The sequence below is a fragment of the Porphyromonas sp. genome (genome assembly GCF_030529325.1).
Classification (GTDB): Bacteria; Bacteroidota; Bacteroidia; order Bacteroidales; family Porphyromonadaceae; genus Porphyromonas_A.
Genome location: NZ_JAUMXC010000007.1, coordinates 42022 through 64060 on the forward strand (window position 1 = coordinate 42022; position 22039 = coordinate 64060).

Here is a 22039-nt window from a genome sequence, read left to right on the forward strand (position 1 = left end):
GATTATGAAGCACTTGAAATATATTTCATTCATCCTTGCCATCTTTGCTATGAATGCTTGCAACAGTTGGCTTGATGTATCTCCCAAGTCGGAAATTCGTGGAGAAGACCATTATAAAACGGTCGATGGGTTCAAACAGACCTTGATCGGTTGTTACATCAGTATGACTCATGCTGATCTCTATGGCAAAAATCTATCTTGGTACATGACTGAGATTCTTGCCAATCAGTATGAGAAAGACTATCGAGACGACCAAGGCAAGGCTCTCTATGAGCATCAGTATCAAAACTCCGGAGTCGTCATCCTTACGAAAAACATATGGGATAAGATGTACAATATCATCGTCAATGTCAACGATGCCTTGAGATACCTTCAAGACTCGGAAAACAAAATGACACCCATAGAATACAGACAGATACGAGGAGAACTGTATGCTCTCAGAGCGTACTTGCACTTCGACTTGATGCGTCTGTACGGCGAAAGTACGCCTAAAAAGGACTTCGCAAAGTGGGCAAGTCTCAAGTCCATACCTTATCAGACAGATGTGACAAAAAACTTCCCTCCTCAAAAGACAAATGCTGAGACTGTCGCGATGATAATGGAAGACATCGAGAGGGCTTTGGAGGATCTGAAATCATCAGACCCATTGGTATCGGAACACCCATTCAACTCGTACAATGAGATCAATTCGGATGGCTTCTTCAATCTTCGCAACCTTCGTCTCAATTATCTGTCTGTGCTTGCCCTCAAGGCACGCCTATTCCAATGGCAGGGGACACCCGAAAAGATGAAAGAGTGTCGCTCCGTGGCGGATATGATACTTAATCTCGTCACAGAAGCTACCAATAGGGGTGCGCATTTTGACACCAAGATCGGGATGATACCTGCCAAGAAGGTAAAGGCTTCAAACTTAAATTTGTTTGAGGAGTCTCTCTTTGGTCTTGAAGTACCTAAAATATCAGAGAAGATAGCTTCTTATCTCCGCATCGACTTTGCCAACAAAGTGTATGCCATGTGGATAGCAGAGTCAAGGGCTAAAGCGATCTTTGAGAACTCAAACATCGATATCCGATTTACCAAACAAATGATCAAAGGGACAGGCTATCCGTCCGGTTATGTGCCTGCCAAACTTTTTCAAGCGGATTTGGGTGAAAACAGGGGACGCCTCTCCTTGTTAAGACTTTCGGAGATTTATTTGATGGGGGCAGAGGCTTCACTCTTGTCCGAAACGCCAGACATCGAGCACGCTCGCGAGTTAGTATCTATGCTACGTTTGTTCAGAGGACATACTACAGAAATCAAGGCAGATGTCTCCTCTGAAGAACTACTACAAATCATCTATAAAGAGTACCAAAGAGAGTTTTTTGCTGAAGGAGTACAGTTTTTTGTCTACAAAAGATTGGGACTTGAAAAGATCTCAAGCAATGAAGACTCAAAGATGACTCCGGAGGATTACAGACTTCCGTTCCCGGACTTTGAGATCAATGCGGGACGTACACAAGCTTCAAACTAAATCATTTTACGCTATGAACTTATATATGAATATTATACGAGGATGCTTACCTTTCCTTTTTATAGCTTTACTCTCGAGCTGTACTCAGGTGGAGCCATCCGTTTTTGACAGTAAGTGTGACTCGGCGCGTTTCCCTCACCGAAGGGAAAAAGCTCCCGAAGCTGAAGGGTATGATGTAGAGAAGCAGGCATTCCTGTCATCATTCTCTTTCATAGATGTAAATATGCCTAAGGAGCACACTATATCTATCCCGTTGGTTCTTTCCGGGAATCCTGCACCAAGAGAGCGAAAAGTGACTGTCGAAACCATTGCTGAGGAATCCAACGCCCCCAAAGAGGCTTACAAAATCCTATCAGCAGTCATCTTTGCTGACACTGTGGTTGGAGAAGTGAAGCTACAACTCTACAACCTCCCTGAACTAAAAGAAAACACCTACACTCTATCTCTAAAAATAAAGGATAGCAGTGACTTAAGAGCCGGTCCGAGCGAAGACACCAAAGCTGTTTTCACATGGAATGCGACCATCCCCATACCTACGGCATCTGCTCTCATCATGTCATACAACATGTTGATAAATAGTTCTATTGACTATAATTCCACATCGGATGATTTTATCAGCACCAGGGCATTGGAGGTGATTGCCGAGTGTTTCAATTGGTATGACTTGGATGATGTAAAAAAATGGGGGGCCAAAGCCAATGATGCATCCGTCGGCAAGTACAAATATCTGTTGAACAGCTATTGGCTTGGGGCAGGAGGAGCTCAGAGGCTCTATGCAAAGCGGCTTGCTGCGTTCATCAAGGACTACAATGCCAAGCACCCTGATGCACCCCTCGTGCACAACTCAGGGACTGATAAGGGTAAACCCATACAGGCGAGAAAATATTAGACTTATACTGCACCAATTTTTATGAAAACATATAAGATCATGAATAAAATATTTCATGCATTCGCGCTGAGTTTGTTGGCACTTTCTGTTGTAAGCTGTTACAAGGATCAGAGTAGCCTTCAGACCACCCCGACTCCGGAGATCACAATAACAGTCGAGGATGTTGACAAGGAAATACACATCGATGGCGAGGAGATCCTAACGATACAACCCAAAGTATCGGCACCTCAAGGCGCTGAACTCACATACAAGTGGGAGCTCTCACGCAAAGCAGGAGACTACGAAAAGGACATGGAGGTGATCTCGACCGATCTTGCATTGAAAGATTACAAAGTCACTCGTCCGACAGACTCCAGTACACCATACTATTTGCGTTACACCGTGACCAACAAGTCATTTGGAGATGTAGAGACTATCCTGTTGTGGAAGTTGTATGTCAGCCCGGTTCTTTCAGATGGGTTACTTTTCTCTTACACCAAGGACGGAAAGACTTCTGACCTCGGCTATATCAAGTCGCAAGAGTTTACAAGGGATTATATCGGTGGCAAGCAGATAATCCTCACCGGGCTCTACGAAAAAGTGGCGGGGAACGCATGGGATGGACTGATCAAAGCTCTCAGCTTTTCAGTAAAAGGAAATGTCTACTTCAAACACACTCCCTATGCTTGGGCGGTGACTGCCGATCACAAGCTTTTGCGTTTTGACCCTCTCAACTATTCGCTTGACGGATCATCAGACCGCAATGACCTTATGATGGTAGAAGAAGAGTCTCCCAAGGTACTTCAATTCTCCCACAACTCATCCAATATCTTTATCCGCACAGAGAAGCGCGCTTACCGATGTCCATCAAATGCACTGAACTTCTTCTCTGAACCTATCGAAGGTTGGGATGCCGAGACAGTTTCAGGAGACATCACTGCAGCACATGGTTGTCTCAAAGATAGAGGAGGTATTGTGTGGTACAACAGTACTCAAGGGATGTTTAAGACTCTTGATCAGAACAGTGTTACGACTTTCAAGAAGTCCGAACACTTCGACCCCAATATACTTCCCAATCAGGAAGCCATCACAGCAGCCACGACAATCGAAGGGCCAAGAAAAGAACCGGGTAAATCATTGTTCCTCCTCAAAGATCAAGTCTCGCAGGAGTACAACATATATGAACTTGATCTCACTCCCTCCCATGATCTTCAGGCAGATCGTAAATACTCACTCTCCGGAGAAGCCAAAGCACTGCTCGACAGACGAGTTGATGCCTCATTTGCAGTACGCCAACCCGTACTCTACGTCGCAACTCAGGATGGTATCCATGTCATCAACTGGAAAGGCGACGGTACTACGAGTGTCAACACCGCTGCATTTCTATCGTTGGCAAAGTTTGGCAAAGTGAAGTCTATACGATTCTATCGCCAAGGAGAATGGATCATACAGCCTCACCGTGCACTCTTTAAGCTCTCTGAGTACAACGAAGCTGCTCTCATTGCGGTGACAGAAACCTCTGACGGCAACGATCAAATACACTTCATCCCGATGGCTACGGACAACACTGCGTCATTGGGAGCATTGCAACCCGAGAGTGAGATCAGGACATTCTCGCCAAAGGTCGGAAAGATCTTGGATGTCATTCCGATGGGAAAATAACCGGAGCCTGTCTGAAGCATCTAAACGCAGACTATACAAAACATCGACCGACAAGAGCTCGAGGTTCGACTTCGGCAATCAAGATCATAGATCTCATAATTTTTCATACGAGAGTTTTATGGGATCTATGAGTCTCTGGAGTGGGCATCACTATATGGTAAATCATATCAGCACTCATAAAACATCAAAAAATCTTATGAAAAAAAGAAATAATCTAAAGAACTACTTCAAAAAAAGCAAGACTCTTTTACTCCTTTCAGGCTCTATTTTCGCCCTTTACGGTTGCATGAATTCACCTGTCTCTGTGCTTCGAGGTGATGGTATACCTGCCGAATATGAAGGTAAGCATATGTTTATCGAAAACTCAATGACCGGGACAGTCGACTCTCTTAAAGTTGAGTCCGGGACTTTTAGCTATACCTTACCTGTCGACACAACCATTCTTTACCGTGTTGATATTGAGGGCAATGAGGCTGGGAATGTGTTTTTTATAGCAGAGGAAGGCGAGCACAGACTCCAACCCAAACACGAAGCCATAGGATTTCATATAGAAGGAGGAAGGCTCAACAACGAACTCAGAGCAATGATATCAAAAGTATCAGAAATGAATAACGAACAGGCACAAGGGGTCATGGCAAATTTCAGAAACTCTAAGCTCAGTAATGAGGAAAAAGCATATGCCAATCATCTTCAAGCCATTCAATACAGAGAGATGGCGACAAACTTGTATTCTGATTACCTGAGTCGTCACTCCGATAATGCCATTGGTATGCTAGCATTTTCACGACTCGAATATAAGGATGACGACGAATTTATCAAAGCATACGAGGCTCAATCCGAAGTCGTTAAACAAGGTTTTGCCCAACGTATGAGGTACGAAAAGATTTTCAATAACAGGAAGACGCAGGAAGGCATGCCCTATTCAGACTTTGAAATCAATATGGTAGATGGTAAGACCATCAAGTTTTCAGACTTCATGGAAGAGGGAAAGTATCTGCTAGTAGACTTTTGGGCCTCATGGTGTGTCCCTTGTCGTAAAATCATGCCTTATGTCAAAGATATGATCAATCGTTTCCCCTCTGACAGCCTTACAATGGTCAGCATCGGGAGCTTTGACAAGCCCGAACCTTATACAAAAGCGGCCAAAGAAGAGGATATACCATGGAGAGATGTTCTCGACGTAAACTCTAATGGTGCCCGCGTATACGGTGTGACATCGATACCTCATTTTATCCTGATCTCCCCACAAGGAGAGATTGTCAAACGAGCTTCTAATGTCCTACACGTAGAAGCCGTCCTCGAAGAAAGACTGCTCAACAAATAATACTTCTGAGCAGGCATCGATATAAAAGGTCGCTCCCTAAACTGTTTCCGATAACCGAAGTAGTTTAGGGAGCGACCTTTTTGTGTCAGCTCTGAGTCAGGGACCGGTGTCCTTTAGAGTTTTGATCTGATCCCCTCAGCTGTCTTGGCAAGGGCGACATGATCGGTATCCTGTTTTTTGTTGAAGTCAAGATCCCCCATCTTGTTCATCGGGATGAGGTGGATGTGTGCGTGGGGCACTTCGAGTCCGATGACAGACACTCCCACTTTGACACAACCGGTATGAGCCTTGATAGCCTTGGCAATAGCCTTGGCGAAGACGATCATTTCGCCGAGTTCCTCATCTGAGATGTCAAAGATGTAGTCTTCCTCTTTTTTGGGGATGACGAGAGTGTGCCCCTCTTGCACAGGGTTGATGTCCAGGAATGCAAAGAACTTATCGTTCTCAGCAATCTTGTGACATGGGATTTCTCCATTGATGATGCGTGAAAAGATAGTCATAGTACGTAGGAATTTTAGGAGACGAGAAGGATATCAGAAAGATATCTCTTCTATCTCAAATGTAACCTTTCCATTGGGTACTTCGATCTCTGCGACATCGCCGACCTTTTTGCCTACAAGACCCTTGGCGATGGGTGTGGATATAGCAATCTTACCGGCTTTGAGGTCAGACTCTGTATCAGAGACGATAGTGTATGTCATAGACTTGCCCGTAGCGAGATTTTTGATCGTCACCTTGTTAAGCATCTGCACAGTATCGGTACTGAGGTTTGAGGTGTCGATGATACGTACGTTTACGAGTTGCGAACGTATGCCGGCGATACGAGCTTCGAGGAGTCCTTGCGCTTCCTTTGCTGCCGAGTATTCGGCATTCTCTGACAAGTCTCCCTTATCTCGAGCCTCTGCAATGGCACGGATCACCTCAGGGCGGTCTACTGTCTCAAGTTTTTTGACTTCTTCGAGTAGCTTGTTATAGCCCTCTTCAGTCATATAAATGTATTCCATATATGCTATATTGTCTGTTTTGTCTTTGGATAAAATAAAAACAATCCTGAACGAAGTAGCACTTGTCCAGAATCGTTACATCATCTATGTATCTCTGCTCGAGAGCTGTCTTTATGCCCTCTTAGCACCGGCAAAGATACGGCAACTCTTTTAGATTTCCAACTTTATCACTATAAATCCCGTATAAAACATCAAATATCAGAAAAATGCACCTGCTTTCAGATAGAATCTGTCGACAGATAATCAATCCTCCCCTCTTTAGTGCTGAGGAGAGGAGCTATCGTACAGAGAAAGAGACAGATGTCACTTTTTCTTCTTTCTATTGAACGTCTGTGTGGCGTCATCGGCCCGACCTTTGTTGAACCTGTAAATAAGGATAGGCAGGATGACAAGTAGAAAAACCAAGCCAAGCCCCAACTGGATATACTCCACAGTCTCATGCAGTCTCACGGGGATAAAGTCCATGGAAAACTTCAGGAGGACGATTATAAGCAAAACAGTAAGTGCGACGTTACGGATGCCGATAAACTTGTTCATAGTATCAAGGGTAAAAAAACTTATGACACAAAGGTATCGATTTCCGACCTGAATAACAACGTTTACAGGTGTTTCAGCGTAGACTCAAAATCGATACGGTGGTCGATGCTTCGTCCGAGCGTGAGCTCGTCAGCATATTCGAGTTCGTCCCCGATGGAGACCCCGCGTGAAATGACAGAGATCTTGACGCCCGTATCCTTGAGCATACGGTAGATGTAGAAGTTGGTTGTATCGCCCTCCATGGTCGTACTGAGAGCGAGGAGCACCTCCTTGACCCCCTCACGACGCACACGATCGGGAAGATCTTGAAGATAGAGATCTGACGGGCCTATACCGTCAAGGGGAGAAATAATCCCCCCAAGGACATGATACAAACCCTTGAAGTTGCCCGTGCGCTCTATGGCGATGACCTCTCGCACACTCTCCACGACACATATCATAGACTCGTCTCTACGAGGATCTGCACATACCTGACACACCTCCTGATCACAAATATTGTGACACACACGGCAGTGGCGGATGCCATCTATGTAGTTGCGGATATCATCGCAAAAGCTATGGGTAAAAGCAGGTTCCTGCTTGAGAAGATGTAATGCCAACCTAAGCCCCGATTTAGGACCTATTCCCGGCAGAGACGCAAATGCATCAACAGCTCTTTGCAAAAGGAGTGAATAGTCTTCGATCTTCATCTTGGAAGAAGAGGCACAGAGACTCAGACGTTAGAAAAATCTTTTCGTCTCAACTCAAAGTCTTTACCAAGGTATTTCTCACGCACGACCTCATTCTCAGCGAGTTCTTCGGCAGTACCCTGAAAGAGGACTTTACCCTCAAAGAGGAGATATGCCCTGTCCGTGATTGAGAGGGTCTCGTACACGTTGTGGTCTGTGATGAGGATACCTATATTCTTATTTTTAAGTCTTGCCACAATAGTCTGTATGTCTTGTACCGCGATAGGATCGACTCCCGCAAAAGGCTCATCAAGCATGATGAACTTCGGGTCGATAGCCAGACAGCGGGCGATCTCGGCACGACGACGCTCACCACCGGAGAGGCGTTCGCCGGTATTGCGACGCACCTTTTCGAGACCAAACTCACTGATGAGACTTTCGAGTCTCTCTATCTGCTCCTTACGTGTACGACCGGTCATCTCGAGCACCGAAAGGATGTTGTCCTCCACTGACATCTTGCGGAAGATCGACTCCTCCTGTGCCAGATAGCCTATACCTTTGCGCGCACGTTTATAGATAGGCTCATCGGTGATGTCCTTTTCATCGAGGAATATCTTCCCATTATTGGGCATCACAAGTCCCACGGTCATATAGAATGTGGTTGTCTTTCCGGCACCGTTGGGGCCGAGGAGACCGACGATCTCACCCTGAGAGACCTCGATGGAGACGTGATTGACGACAGTACGGTTTCGGTATTTCTTGACTAAGTCGTAAGTTCTTAATTTCATTGTCCGTGCGTGAGATAATTGAATAGCAACAAAGTTACAATATTTTCTCAGAGCCGATTGCATTATCCCACACTGAGTTCACTTTTGTCAGACTGCATGCCCCAAAACTCATTTCGATGACCGATAAGCGGATTAGACTCTCATACATGGGCAATCACTCCGGCGTGGATCAAAGAGTAGAAGCCATGAAAAAAGGTTGTCTAACTTGAGACATCAAGGTAGGCATCTTGATTCATCAAGTTAGACACATCGATTTCGAAGGTTCTATACCTTATTCCTTTTGGTCGCATTGGCAAGCACTGAAAATTTTGAATTAAATATTTATATTTGCACAGATCATCAAGGCTTTTCTAAAAAGAGATGAGAGAAGTTAGACACATTGCCTGTTTGATCTTCATGCTTTTATCGTCATGTACGAGGGGGAAAAATGAAGTAATCTGGCGCGGAGAGGGGGGAAGATCTCGTGTATATCTGGAGCGAGTGACGGACACACTGTACACCTTGAATCTTACTTGTCATGCCGATGACAAGCATACGATATGGCGACTCCCCTACCCTGTATATAGATTTGATCACGGCGACCTGTGGGGTGACGAGACCCCGGAGATCGTTGTCGGGGTCATCAAGGCAACGAGGTTTGACAGCATCGTGCGTAAGCGGCTGTTTATATACCGCATTGCGGACGGGACTTATATACGTCCGCTTTGGCTTGGATCACGAGTGAGTCAGCCTCTCGAAGACTTTGCCGTCGATCGTAGTTGTCACCCTGCTCACATCCGTACGATAGAGAAAGAAAGGTCAGGAGCTTATCTCGTTGCGGAGTACAAGTGGAGAGGTTTTGGACTTCGATTTGTCCGCTACCTTGCGAGAGAACAAGCACTGAAAGATGCCGATGATCTACTACATAAGAGAGACCGATAACAGCACTATAAATCAATAATGGAAAAAACTATGAAAAAGTTTGTGACCTACTTTTGTCTCATATTGCTCGTATTCTGGAGTTGCACCGGAGGGAAAAAGGGCAAAGGAGAAGAGAATAACCGACAAATCGATAAGGCAGTCAACTTCTTGAGCGAAGAAATACTTCCCCGGTCCGTAGATATCAATCAAGATATCCAAGATTACTCGTTGCAAGAGTTACGCCTGCTCAAGGCTTATGTTTATGCCATTCATGGGCTGTTCTTCATGGAAGCCGACATAAACGCATATTTCACCAACAACACCGATTGGTATGGGCTTTTGACAGAACAGCTATTCAATGAGTCCGAAGAAAAGCAGACAGAGTTTGCGACGGAGTATCATCAGATAAAACTATCTCCTGAAGAGACAGAGTTCGTGACAAAAATAGAGGCTCGCATCAAAGAGCTTCAAGCTCAGCAGATGACAGATCAAGGAGGTTATAAACTCGGAAATCCTGAAATGACAGCCAATCTATTTCAGTTCAAGGATGTAGACTCCACTCTGATAGCAAAATTGAAGGAATGCAACTTTGCCATAGGATATGGCGGATACGAGCAACTCTTTCATCTCTATGAAGAAAATGATTACAGAAAGATCCCAAGTTTCGTAACATCGGATCTTTACCTGCAAGCTATGCACATGTACTTCTCATATGTCATGAAGTCGCTCGAGCAAGAGCACTTCATACCGACGATGAAAGAAATAGCTCTTGCGATGTACAAGGAAGCTACAAAAACATCGGAAGAATCGACAGATGAAAAAATCAAAGACATAGCATTACACACGGCAACATTTTATGCCATTCCATATTACATACTCACTCAGAAAGAGGTCGCTCTACCGGAAAAATATCAACGACTATTCAAAGCTGAGGTGACGAATATCATGAAAGAAGAGCCTGAGTCGTCAGAGTTTCTCGAAACCGGGTCTCTCACATTTCCATATGACCTGTTTAAGCCCCGAGGGCACTACACACGGAAGGATGAAACACGTGCGTACTTCAAGGCTATGATGTGGCTACAAGTTGCTTACTTTTGCCGTGATGATGTCAAACAACTTGAGCGCGCGATATTTCAAGCTCATCTACTCCGCAAGGCAAAGACGGCAAAGGGTATAAGTGTCATGCAAGAGTACAACAAAGTATATGAGCAGATCACATTCCTCACAGGGACATCCGACAATCTTTCGCTCATGGACGTTGTTGATGTCATGCGCCAAAAATCCATCGGCAGCCTCAGTGATGCCCTCAGCAACAGTGGCATAGAAAAGATCAGCGTCGCACTCGCCTCTATTGCCGAAAGCAAAAACGTGATCAAACCTAAGATCGAAAGGACATGTAGAGACAAAATCAACTTCATGCCCCAGAGATATCTCCCGGACAACGAAGTGCTTCAAAGTCTTGTAGATCCCCAACCCAACAGTGTGCGAGCATATCCCAAAGGCCTCGACATCTTTGCTGCCAATGGGATAAAACAAGCGGAAGACATCCTCTTCAACCTCTACAAAGAGGATAAAAACTGGGATGAGTATGCACAAGAACTTGATCTGTTGAAAAACAAGTTCCGCTCTTTCAAGCCGGCTTATATGTCTCTGTACGATCTCTGGCTCAACTCCCTTTTTGCAATGAACAACGTGAGCAAAGAAGCTCCGAGCTTCATGCAAACACCCCAATGGGGGTATAAAAACCTCAATACAGCCCTTGCATCATGGGCAGAGCTCAAGCACGATGCCATCCTCTACGGAGAGCAGCCGATGACAGCCGAGTGTGGCGGCGGTGGGCTTCCGACTCCGGATGTTGTAGGATATGTAGAGCCCAATATGCCCTTGTGGGAAAAGATGCGCGAAATAACCGATACAGCGGTGACACTGTTGCGTAAGCACGGATGTCTCACACCCGACTTGGAAAGTAAAAGTGAGAACCTTGCTGCACAACTTGATTTTCTCATCTCGGTGACAAAAAAAGAACTTACGGGCCGGCACCTGACCTCCGAGGAGCTTAACAGTATAAGTATCATCGGTTCGAGTGTCGAACTATTCACACTGTCGGTGCTTGATCCGGGAACAAGTCTTGACAATTGGCAACTTGTGGAAGGGCCGGACAAGTCTATCGCTGTTGTTGCGGATGTCTACACACGCAATGTATTAGGCTGTGATAAGCAGGGTGTCCTGCATGTCGGTACAGGTACGGGCAACCCCATATTTGTGCTCGTAGAGATCAATGGTTATCTCTATCTCACGAGAGGAGCAGTACTGAGTTACTATGAGTTTGTCCGTCCTCTTGACGAAAGGCTATCGGACGAGGAGTGGCAGGAGATGCTCAAAAACGGCAACGCTCCAAGTGTACCCGAGTGGATTCAAAAAGTCATGATCGGTAAAACTCCGAAGTCAGACGACAGGGTCTTTTATAGTTCAGGATGCTAAGGCTGATCTTATCACTTTTCCTATTCACGAGCATTGCTATCTCTTCGGAGGGGCAACGACTCTCCATACTCTTTACCGGGGATGTCATGCTCGACAGGGGAGTGCGCCGACAGATAGAAAAAAGGGGAGCCGATGATTTGTTTTCATCGGTCGCCCCTCTCTTTCGTAGTGTCGATGCGACTGTGATCAACCTTGAGATGCCTATCACCTCAAGAAAGACTCCTCTGCGCAAGAAATTTATATTCAGAGGAGAACCGGGATGGACAGCCACTCTGAGACGGGCAGGCATCACCCACGCTGCCATGGCCAACAATCACACCAATGATCAGGGATATAAGGGATTGGAAGATACTGCACGACACCTCCGAGATGAGGGTATCACCCCTTTGGGATACGGACTCACCTCGGAAGAGCGAGTTGCCCCGACTCTGATCACCAAAAGCGGTATCACGGTCGCTCTCTTCAACTCCGTGACGATACCTCTCGAACACTGGTTCCAAACTGAGGGAAGACCCGGAGTCTGCCAACACTCCCCAAAAGAACTTGCCAAAGCAATCAAAGGCCACAAGGCTTCCCACCCTCATCATCACATCGTAGTCATACTACACTGGGGGCAAGAATACTCACCCACCCCATCACTGCACCAACGACATGGTGCCCGTATACTGACACAGGCAGGCGCAGATATCATTGTGGGACATCATCCTCATGTCATCCAATCGGCAGAAAAGATCGGAGAGAAATATGTGTATTACAGCATCGGTAACTTTGTCTTTGACCAAAAAGGGGAAAGAGAATCCGAAGCTCTTATCTTACGCCTCGACTTTACGACCCGAAGCGTCTCTCCCACCACTTACAACGTCAAGATCACAGACTGTCGCCCCGACCTCCGATGAGTCTTGCGATCCGATACTCGTATCCACCAAGAAGATGGTGCCTACCTTGATGTGGCAAGTTAGACGAGTTCTTTTCGACACATATCAATTTGATTGTAGCTAAGTTGTTTTTCTTTTTTCCAAGGCTGTGCATGGTGTTGTTTTACATTTGAGCCTTTCATCTAAATCTCGTACATTTGTACATAAGTGGGAGAGGAGTGCCTTCTTCCCAAATCAAACCAAAACATATGAGTAGTAAATACATCCCAAGGAGCAAAGCTTCAGGGCGTAAGGCTAGAAAGTCCAGAGCCGGTGCCGGCAATGACTTTGTCGACAAGATGCCTTCTATCACACGATTGAGAGGTAAGATCATGGAGTACTTCCGTGAGCGTCCCAATAGTCCCGTCAATTACAAACAAATAGCTGCTGCCATCGGAGTGCATGGAGATATCGCTTACGAAGTGGTGTCTGAACTTGTTACGAGCCTTTCAGACGAAAAGATCATCCAACGCTCGGGGCGTGGCAAATATTTCTACAAAGCTCCAAGCAAGAGCCTAGAAGGGATATTCCGCCGTACCGGAGGCAGGGGGCACAATTCGTTCGTTCCCGATGACGGAGGCGCGCCCATCCGCATAGCGGAGCGCAACTCCCGCAACGCCATGGATGGCGACCGCGTGGTGATTCAGCTCCATGCCAAGCGCAGAGGCACAGCCCCCGAGGGAGAAGTCGTGCAGGTCATCGAGCGTGTGGAAGCCAACTTTGTGGGCAAACTCGAAGTCAACAACGGCGTATCATTCCTCCTCACAGAGAGCAATAAGCTGGCAAACGATATATTCATCCCGGATCGATTTGTCCGCGGAGCGAAAGATGGCGACAAGGTTGTCGTCCGTGTGATCGAATGGAAAGAAGGAGCTAAAAATCCTGTTGGTGAGGTCATCGATGTCATCGGTCGTGCCGGTGAAAACGATACAGAAATGCATGCCATCCTTGCGGAGTTTGGTCTGCCATATGTTTACCCTAAGGAGGTCGAAGCTGCAGCTGATCGTATCGATGAGCAGTCTGCATACGATCCAAAGTACAATCGTGAGGACTTCAGAGAAGTTCCGACACTGACAATAGACCCCAAAGAAGCAAAGGACTTCGACGATGCTCTCTCTTACCGCGTACTTGAGGATGGCAATTTCGAAGTGGGGGTACACATCGCCGATGTGACCGCATACGTCCATGACAATGATATCATAGATAAGGAAGCTCAGAAGCGTGCTACGAGTGTGTATCTCGTGGATCGTACCGTGCCGATGCTACCGGAGAGGTTGTGCAACGACCTGTGTTCGCTCCGCCCCAATGAAGACAGACCGGCTTTTTCGGTGATCTTCAAACTCAACGAAGATGCCAAAGTGCTGGACTATCGTATCGTACGTACGGTGATACACAGCGATGCGAGGTTGGCTTATGAGGAAGCTCAAGCCGTGATAGAGGGTGAGGATGGAGTCTTGAAGGAAGAGATACTTGCACTCAACACCTTGGCTCAAAAATTGAGAGCCGAACGTTTTGCCAACAACGCCATAGACTTCGACCGCAGCGAACTCAAGTTTGAGATAGATGAGGCCGGTAAGCCTATTGCGGTCAAGAGTATCGTCAGCAAGGAGGCCAACAAACTCATAGAGGAGTTTATGCTCCTTGCCAACCGTACCGTAGCAAGACACATCGGCAAGGCTGAAGCCGGCAAAAAAGCTCCCGTCTTTGTGTACCGCGTACACGATCTGCCGGATCCGGAGAAGCTCCAAAATCTTGCAGAGTTTGTGATGCGTTTTGGTTACAAACTCAAATATATGGGCACTCCAAGCGCAACGGCAAGATCCATCAACGAACTACTGGATGCCGTGCAAGGCAAGCCCGAAGAAAAGTTGATAGAGACCATCACGATACGAACCATGGCAAAGGCGACATACACAGTGGACAACATCGGCCACTACGGATTGGGATTTGAGTACTACACGCACTTCACCTCCCCTATCCGTCGTCATCCGGATATGCTTGTCCATCGCTTGCTGACACATTATCTCGCCGGAGGGAAGAATGTGGATAAGCGAGCTTACGAACAGATGTGCGAACACGACTCTGCAATGGAAAATACCGCCGCTCAAGCCGAGCGAGCTTCGATCAAGTACAAGCAGGTTGAGTACATGATGGAGCGTATAGGACAAGAGTACAAGGGAGTAATCTCGGGGGTGACCGACTGGGGTCTGTATGTAGAGATCATAGAGAACGGCTGTGAAGGCTTGGTGTCTATCCGTGATCTGGATGATGACTACTATGAGTTTGACGTGAAGAACTATTGCCTCAGAGGATTCCACAAAAACAAGAAATACAGCCTCGGGGATGAGGTCACGGTCAGGGTAGAAAATGCAGATCTCGAACGCAAACAACTTGACTTTACCCTCATCTAACCCCTTCTCTCCTCAACGACGACAATGAAGATGCAAAACAATAATAACAATCTGGGGGATTTTGACATCAGAGCCATCGAACCCGAACGACTCAAGGATCAACAGTCTGATCCCGACAGAGCCCTCAGACCTTATACTTTCGATACATTCAAAGGACAGGATGCAGTCGTGGACAACCTCCGTGTCTTTGTCATGGCGGCCAAGATGCGTGGAGAGTCGCTTGATCATGTACTCTTGCATGGACCTCCGGGACTGGGGAAGACAACCCTATCTCAGATCATAGCCAACGAGCTTGGCGTGGGGATAAAGGTGACTTCAGGCCCGGTCCTTGACAAGCCGGGAGACCTTGCGGGTGTCCTTACGTCTCTTGAGCCCAACGATGTCCTCTTCATCGATGAGATACACCGTATGCCTCCGGTAGTGGAGGAGTACCTCTACTCGGCTATGGAGGACTACCGCATAGACATTATGATCGACAAGGGGCCGGGAGCAAGGAGCATACAGATAGATCTCAATCCCTTCACCCTCATAGGTGCGACGACTCGCAGTGGTCTTTTGACAGCTCCGCTGAGAGCTCGTTTCGGTATCAACCTGCACCTCGAATATTACGATATCGATACCCTCATGGGGATCGTCCTCCGAAGTGCAGGTATCTTGGGCATAGAGTGCGAAAAGAATGCCGCACAGGAGATCGCCGAGAGGAGTCGTTGTACACCTCGTATCGCCAACGCCCTGCTCCGTCGCGTACGTGACTATGCTCAGGTCAAAGGCTCGGGGCGCATCCATCATGATATAGCTTGCTACGCCCTCGAAGCCCTCAATATAGATCGTCATGGATTGGATCAGATCGACCATAAGATATTGACAGTAATCATGGATAAGTTTGGCGGAGGACCCGTGGGACTGGGCACAATAGCCACAGCGATAGGAGAAGATCCCGGTACTGTGGAAGAGGTCTATGAACCGTTCCTCATCAAAGAGGGATTCATGAAGCGCACCCCTCGCGGACGAGAAGTGACAGAGCTGGCATACAACCATTTTGGTCGCACAATGTTTCCGAGAGCACACTCGCTCTTTGATTAAAATACTCTTCAAAGAAAATGAGTAATATCAAGGTCGATAAGTCCACAGGCCTGGGAGGACTTGCCAAGGATACAGTGATATATGGTATCACGAATATCGTAAGCAAATTCCTCAACTGGCTATTGGCTCCATTTTATATCCGTATCCTTGCAGATAGTGCGGAATACGGAATAGTCACCAATCTCTATGCATGGGTGAGTGTGATCCTGGTGGTGCTAACCCTTGGCCTGGAGACGGGACTATTCAGGTATATGAATACCTCCGACACCCCCAACCGGGTCTATGGTACGACACTCAGGATATTGGGGGTGGTTGTCGGCCTGTTCCTCGCAGTAGGATGGTTCTTCGTAAATGATATTGCTTCGGGGTTGAGTTATCCCGATCATCCCGAGTATATAGGCATTTTTGTGACCATTGTCTCTATGGATGCCTTACTGTCGTTGCCATTTGCCTATCTGAGACATACCAAGAGGCCGTTGAAGTTTGCATTCTTCAAGTTTCTATTTATCTTCTTGAATATCATCTTCAACATATTCTTCCTCGTCCTTTGTCCATGGCTCTACAAGCATCATCCGGAGACGATATCATGGTTTTACCGAACAGACTACGGAGTGGGATACATATTTATCTCCAACCTCTTGGCAACCATGATCGAACTACTCTTTATGCTTCCGGTGATACGCCCCGGGCTGAAGTCATACGACAAAACACTTGTAGGTCCCATGTTGCGCTACTGCCTTCCTCTGATGTTACTCGGAGTGATGGGCAACTTCAGCCGTATGGCAGGGCAGATACTCATCCCCGAGCTGTATGCCGATAAGGCTTACGCCATGAGTCAGCTGGGTATCTATGGAGGTTGCCTCAAGATCTCAGTGGTGATGGTGATGTTTATGCAGGCCTTCCGGTTTGCCTACGATCCCTTTGTGTTTTCAAAGATGAAAAAGGATGATGCCCCACGAGCATACAGGGTGGCGATGAACTACTTCTTGCTCTTTACCTGTATCATCTTCCTTGGTGTGATGTACTGGATAGACTTTTTCAAACACATCGTACGTCCGGAGTACTACGAGGGCTTGAGGATAGTCCCAATCGTCATGGCGAGTGAAATCATCTTCGGGATCTACTACAACCTCTCGATGTGGTACAAGCTCAGTGACCGCACCTATTTCGGCACTGCATTTTCTCTCATAGGATTTGTCATCACGGTAGGACTCATCATAGTCTTTACCCCCAAATACGGCTATGTGGCCTGCGCTTGGGCATCGCTCATCTGTAATGTGGTGATGATGCTGTTGTCATACGCCTTCGGTCGCAAGTACCACCCTATAGAGTATGATGTACTCAAACTCATTGGTTTGGGAGCATTTACGATGATATCCTACTACGCAGGTATGCAGATCATGACAGAAGCAGTATCTTTGCGTATTGCGTTACGTACAGGATTATTATTTGTGTTTGCCGTCGTTGCTCTCAATATCATCAATCCTAATTTTCGACAAACAATAAGACAACTTAGAAAATCATGAATACTTCGACCCCGGAGGATCAAAAGACAACTGAACCTCGCCAAAACCTTTGGGATTTTCTGATTACCTACTTCGATGTCAAAGGAGAAAAGGAAAATGAGTTCCTCACCATCGAAGCCATGAAAAGTGATGTGGACTTCCGTGGCACCAAGGCCTGGATCCTCATCTGTGCGATCATCATAGCCTCTCTGGGACTCAATACAAACTCTACAGCTGTCATCATAGGTGCCATGCTTATCTCCCCACTCATGGGACCGATCATAGGATTAGGGCTGGGGCTGGGGATATTGGACTTCAGGCTTGTCAGAAAGGCTTTGCGCAACTTTGCGATTGCGACCGTCATAGCTCTCCTCACATCGACCCTGTATTTTCTCATCTCGCCTATCTCAACGGCTCAGAGCGAACTATTGGCACGTACCCAACCGACATTGTACGATGTCCTCATCGCTCTTTTTGGTGGTATAGCGGGAGTGCTTGCCGGTGCAACAAAGTCGAAGGGTAATGTCATCCCCGGTGTGGCTATCGCAACGGCTCTCATGCCGCCACTATGTACAGCAGGGTATGGTATCGCTACAGGGCAACCGAGCTTTTTCTTCGGGGCATTTTACCTGTACCTCATCAACTGTGTCTTTATAGGCCTGGCCACTTATATGATGATCAAGCTGATGAAATACCCTAAGGTCAGCTACATGAATCCGGTCAGAGCAAAACGTCTGAGCTACCTTGTATTTGCGATTGTAACTTGTACAGCCGTACCGAGTGTCATCTTAGGTTACAAACTCATCCGTTCGAACATTTTTGAAGAACAAGAGAAGAGGTTTGTGCGTACGGAATTTGTTTTCCCAAATACCCAGTTGATCAAACACAATGTTACTCACAGGGGAGACAGCAACTTTATCGAAATCTCACTCATTGGTGAAGAGCTCCCTCCATCTGTGATCCATGCCCTCCAAGCAAAGCTTACTGAATATGGACTCAAGAACACAGCATTGATCGTTCGTCAGGGATTTGGGAATACCAATCTTGATGCATTCCGTTCTGACATCATGCAAGATATAACAAGATCTTCGGGAGACTACATCAAGTACCAACAGCTCCTCATAGACTCTTTGCGCAATGAAATCAACAATAGTCAAAAACTTTCGCACCAGGCTATTTCTATATCTTCAGATCTCAGGAGACTATTCCCGGAAGTCATCAGAGCAGACTTTTCGAGCAGCTACTCCGTATCTATAGATCAAATGCAATTGGAGACCGTAACAACCGTCATGTTGGTGTCGGAGCGAGCAATCTCACCTGACAGCCGCAAGCGTATCGAAAGGTGGCTTGAAGGTATCTTGCCGGGGGTTCGAGTGGAGTATCAGAGCCTTTCCAATGGGAGATAAGCACAAAACTTTTTACTCATAAAGAAATGAGTATCTTTGCGAACAAATGGATCTCAACTTAACTTAATAACCATAAACAGACAAAAACAATGAGACTAAAAAAACTTGCCTTGATGGCAGTCGCTCTCTTGGCTTTGAGCCCTATGGCAAAAGCAGACAAAGGGATGTGGCTCCTCAATGAGCTGAAGAAGGAAAACATCCAGAGGATGAAGGAACTTGGGTTCACACTTAACCCTGAGGCTCTTTTCAACAATGACGCTCCCAGCATTGCTAACGCAGTGGTTATCTTCGGACGTGGATGTACCGGTATCACAACATCCAATCAGGGATTGATCTTCACCAACCACCACTGTGGTTATGATGCTATCCAGAGCCAAAGTACTGTAGAACATGACTACCTCCGTGATGGGTTTGTCTCCTATGACAAGTCTCAAGAACTTCCCATACCGGGGCTTACAGTAAGCTATCTCAACAGTATCAAAGATGTCACAGCTGAAGTTGAAGCGGCCGTGGCAGGCATCACCGATGAGATGACACGTATCGGCATGATCAGCGAGACACTCGAAAAGCTTGCTGCACCATACAATAAGGATAAGAACACAAAGGCTCAGGTATATCCATTCTACGAAAACAACGTCTACTATCTCATCATTTACGATGTGTTTACAGACGTGCGTATGGTATTTGCACCACCCAGCTCCATGGGTAAGTTTGGTGGTGACACAGACAACTGGATGTGGCCTCGCCATACCAATGACTTTGCGGTCTTCCGTGCTTATGCAGATGCTAAGAACAGACCTGCAGACTACTCTCCAAAGAACAAGCCTTATCGCCCTAAGTACTTCGCTAAAATTTCTCTCAAGGGTGTGAAAGAAAAGGACTATGCTATGACTATCGGCTTCCCCGGTTCGACAGACAGATACCTCAGTTCATGGGGTGTTGACAACCTTATCAAGTATGAAAATGAGCCTCGTATCCTTGTTCGTGGACTTAAGCAAGAAGTATGGCTCAAGCACATGAAGGCAAGCCAGGCTATCAACATCCAATATGCATCTAAGTACGCTCAGAGCTCTAACTACTGGAAGAACTCTATCGGTATGAACAAGGGCCTTAAGCGTCTCAATGTCATCGAAGAAAAGCGTAAGATCGAAAAGGAATTTGCCGAATGGGTAGCACGTGACCCTAAGCGTCAGGAAAAGTACGGCTTTGTCCTTGACAGCCTTCGTCTTCCACTCATAGACCAAGCTCGCTACCAAAAAGACTTCACAGTCCTTACAGAAGCCCTCTCAGGTATGGAGCTTAGAGGCCTTGTCCGTCTACCGGAAACAGCTAAGGATTTCAATGTTGAAGCTCGTTACAAGGACTTCAACCCTATCGTAGCCAAGGAGACTCTACCGGTGATGCTCAAGGTGGTTAAGGAAAATGTAGCTCCTGAGTTCCTTCCACAAGTCTTTGCAGCGATTGATGAGCACTTCGGTGGAGACTATGTTAAGTTTGCCGAATTGCTTTACTCTAATTCTGTTGTTGTCGATCGTGACAGAGTAGTCAAGGCTATGCAAGATTATCCCGCATTCAAGGCAGCTATTGATTCCGACCCCGCGACTCTCCTCGTCTCAGACTTCATGCAATCGATCTCTAAGGTTGGAGGCAAGATAGGCGCTACAACAGGTCAACACCTTAAGGGTCGTCGCCTATTCTTCGCAGGTCTCAAAGAAATGTGGCCGGATAGAGCTCTTCCATCCGATGCAAACTTCACCATGCGTATGAGTTATGGTTCGGTCAAGGGTTACAAGCCTTTTGATGCGGCAATTTACGACTACTACACTACCGAAGCAGGTATCTTCGAAAAGCAAGATCCGGAGAGCCATGAGTTTGCAGTACAACCTGAAATCCTCAAGCAACTCGGAGAAAAGGACTTTGGTGATTATGCAGACGCAGACGGCACACTTCACCTGTGCTTCCTTTCTGACAACGACATCACCGGAGGTAACTCAGGTAGCCCTGTCTTTGGCAAAGATGGCCACCTGATCGGTCTTGCTTTCGACGGCAACTGGGAAGCGATGAGCGGTGATATCGAGTTTGAACCAAACCTCCAACGTACTATCAGCGTTGATATCCGCTATGTATTGTGGGCTATCCACAAGTGGGGCAAGGCTGAAAATATCATCAAAGAACTTGAGATCGTGCGCTAAGCCGAAGATCTGAAATACCTATATCCCTCAAGGGACAGTCTCACTTAGAGTGAGACTGTCCCTTGTGCTTTTTATATCCCCACTGCGTTGTGTGGGTGATTTTATGGCTACCGTCCGTACATTGAGTACCATTGATAGAATATTCTCATAAAAAAGCATCTCCAATTAAGAAAACCTCGAACAAATACAATATTTTCATTAAATTTGCACATCTAAAACAAAGAAAGATTTAAGGTTTACTTTTAATTTAGGACAATTCTGTCCGATTAACCACATGTATAATTTTACTAATAACTAAAATGAAGAAAACTTACATTTTGGGGGTTGTGACGCTACTTTTATTGGCGTTTGGCTGGGGAGCCTGTAACGAGATTGACATTGTTTCGCCTCCCGGTCCAAGAGGGTTGAGCGCTTACGAAGTATGGGTTGAGGCTGTCAAAACCGGCAAGGTCTCATGGAATGAAGGCACGGACCTTCCCAATTACTTTAAATTTATTAAGGGTGAAAAAGGTGATGCCGGCGCTGATGCTTTCTCTATTTGGAGAGATTGGATCAAGGAAGGGAACATTGACGATCCCCATAATCCTGGCAGAAAATGGAACCCGGAGAGAACTACCAAACGAGATTTCTACATCTTCCTCACGGGAGCTAAAGGTGAAGATGGACGTACTCCATTCATCAACGAAAAAGGTAATTGGCAGATCGGGGATATAGATACAGGAATCGCTGCTCGCGGACGCGATGGCCAGAAGGGAGAAAAGGGTGACACCGGAGAAAAGGGAG

Annotated in this window: 17 protein-coding genes and 1 pseudogene; 13 read left to right on the top strand and 5 right to left on the bottom strand. The window is 46.5% G+C overall.

Going from position 1 to position 22039, the window contains the following annotated elements; genetic code table 11:
• Positions 1 to 4 precede the first annotated feature (4 nt).
• The 4 genes from Q4A14_RS02230 to Q4A14_RS02245 all read left to right on the top strand — a co-directional run bounded on the left by Q4A14_RS02230 (position 5) and on the right by Q4A14_RS02245 (position 5367).
• A complete protein-coding gene (locus Q4A14_RS02230) occupies positions 5 to 1513 on the top strand; it encodes a RagB/SusD family nutrient uptake outer membrane protein (RefSeq protein ID WP_303169618.1) in 1509 nt (502 codons plus the stop codon).
• Between the two features lie 25 nt (positions 1514 to 1538).
• The gene (locus Q4A14_RS02235) at positions 1539 to 2402 is read left to right on the top strand and encodes a DUF4843 domain-containing protein (protein ID WP_303169620.1); all 864 of its coding nucleotides are present in this window, start codon (positions 1539 to 1541) and stop codon (positions 2400 to 2402) included.
• Positions 2403 to 2441: 39 nt separating this feature from the next.
• The gene (locus tag Q4A14_RS02240) at positions 2442 to 4043 is read left to right on the top strand and encodes a hypothetical protein (protein ID WP_303169621.1); all 1602 of its coding nucleotides are present in this window, start codon (positions 2442 to 2444) and stop codon (positions 4041 to 4043) included.
• A 196-nt stretch (positions 4044 to 4239) separates the two neighbouring features.
• A complete protein-coding gene (locus tag Q4A14_RS02245; protein ID WP_303169622.1) occupies positions 4240 to 5367 on the top strand; it encodes a TlpA disulfide reductase family protein in 1128 nt (375 codons plus the stop codon).
• A gap of 113 nt (positions 5368 to 5480) precedes the next feature.
• Here the strand turns inward: Q4A14_RS02245 and Q4A14_RS02250 are convergent, their stop codons facing one another.
• From Q4A14_RS02250 to lptB, 5 genes are all read right to left on the bottom strand, one after another.
• Complete coding sequence (locus Q4A14_RS02250; RefSeq protein WP_303169623.1) at positions 5481 to 5867, bottom strand: HIT family protein; 387 nt, start codon at positions 5865 to 5867, stop codon at positions 5481 to 5483.
• A gap of 33 nt (positions 5868 to 5900) precedes the next feature.
• Positions 5901 to 6371 (bottom strand): transcription elongation factor GreA, encoded by a 471-nt coding sequence (gene greA, locus Q4A14_RS02255; protein ID WP_303169624.1) that lies wholly within the window; start codon positions 6369 to 6371, stop codon positions 5901 to 5903.
• Between the two features lie 303 nt (positions 6372 to 6674).
• Positions 6675 to 6908, bottom strand: a complete 234-nt coding sequence (locus Q4A14_RS02260) for a hypothetical protein (protein ID WP_303169625.1) — start codon at positions 6906 to 6908, stop codon at positions 6675 to 6677.
• Positions 6909 to 6970: 62 nt separating this feature from the next.
• On the bottom strand, positions 6971 to 7597 hold the full coding sequence (gene recR / locus Q4A14_RS02265) for a recombination mediator RecR (protein WP_303169627.1): 627 nt from the start codon (positions 7595 to 7597) through the stop codon (positions 6971 to 6973).
• 23 nt (positions 7598 to 7620) lie between these two features.
• The gene (gene lptB / locus Q4A14_RS02270; protein ID WP_303169629.1) at positions 7621 to 8364 is read right to left on the bottom strand and encodes an LPS export ABC transporter ATP-binding protein; all 744 of its coding nucleotides are present in this window, start codon (positions 8362 to 8364) and stop codon (positions 7621 to 7623) included.
• A gap of 360 nt (positions 8365 to 8724) precedes the next feature.
• Here lptB and Q4A14_RS02275 point away from each other — a divergent pair, with 360 nt between their 5' ends.
• From Q4A14_RS02275 to Q4A14_RS02315, 9 genes and pseudogenes are all read left to right on the top strand, one after another.
• On the top strand, positions 8725 to 9285 hold the full coding sequence (locus Q4A14_RS02275; protein ID WP_303169631.1) for a nuclear receptor-binding factor 2: 561 nt from the start codon (positions 8725 to 8727) through the stop codon (positions 9283 to 9285).
• Positions 9286 to 9315: 30 nt separating this feature from the next.
• Positions 9316 to 11745, top strand: a complete 2430-nt coding sequence (locus tag Q4A14_RS02280) for a DUF3160 domain-containing protein (RefSeq protein ID WP_303169633.1) — start codon at positions 9316 to 9318, stop codon at positions 11743 to 11745.
• Positions 11739 to 12641, top strand: a complete 903-nt coding sequence (locus Q4A14_RS02285) for a CapA family protein (protein WP_303169634.1) — start codon at positions 11739 to 11741, stop codon at positions 12639 to 12641. Before Q4A14_RS02280 ends, Q4A14_RS02285 begins: the two co-directional genes overlap by 7 nt.
• Positions 12642 to 12958: 317 nt before the next feature.
• Complete coding sequence (gene rnr, locus Q4A14_RS02290; protein WP_303169641.1) at positions 12959 to 15070, top strand: ribonuclease R; 2112 nt, start codon at positions 12959 to 12961, stop codon at positions 15068 to 15070.
• 24 nt (positions 15071 to 15094) lie between these two features.
• Positions 15095 to 16153 carry a Holliday junction branch migration DNA helicase RuvB gene (ruvB, locus tag Q4A14_RS02295; RefSeq protein WP_303169635.1) on the top strand — a complete coding sequence of 353 codons (1059 nt, stop codon included), beginning with the start codon at positions 15095 to 15097 and terminating at the stop codon, positions 16151 to 16153.
• Positions 16154 to 16170: 17 nt separating this feature from the next.
• Positions 16171 to 17679: an oligosaccharide flippase family protein gene (locus tag Q4A14_RS02300; RefSeq protein WP_303169636.1), complete on the top strand. Its 1509-nt coding sequence runs from the start codon at positions 16171 to 16173 to the stop codon at positions 17677 to 17679.
• Positions 17676 to 19064, top strand: a complete 1389-nt coding sequence (locus Q4A14_RS02305; RefSeq protein ID WP_303169637.1) for a DUF389 domain-containing protein — start codon at positions 17676 to 17678, stop codon at positions 19062 to 19064. The genes Q4A14_RS02300 and Q4A14_RS02305 overlap by 4 nt, the downstream gene beginning before the upstream one ends.
• 89 nt (positions 19065 to 19153) lie before the next feature.
• Positions 19154 to 21256 (top strand): S46 family peptidase, encoded by a 2103-nt coding sequence (locus tag Q4A14_RS02310; RefSeq protein WP_303169639.1) that lies wholly within the window; start codon positions 19154 to 19156, stop codon positions 21254 to 21256.
• Between the two features lie 299 nt (positions 21257 to 21555).
• A pseudogene (locus Q4A14_RS02315) lies at positions 21556 to 22039 on the top strand (collagen-like protein); the annotation flags it as partial.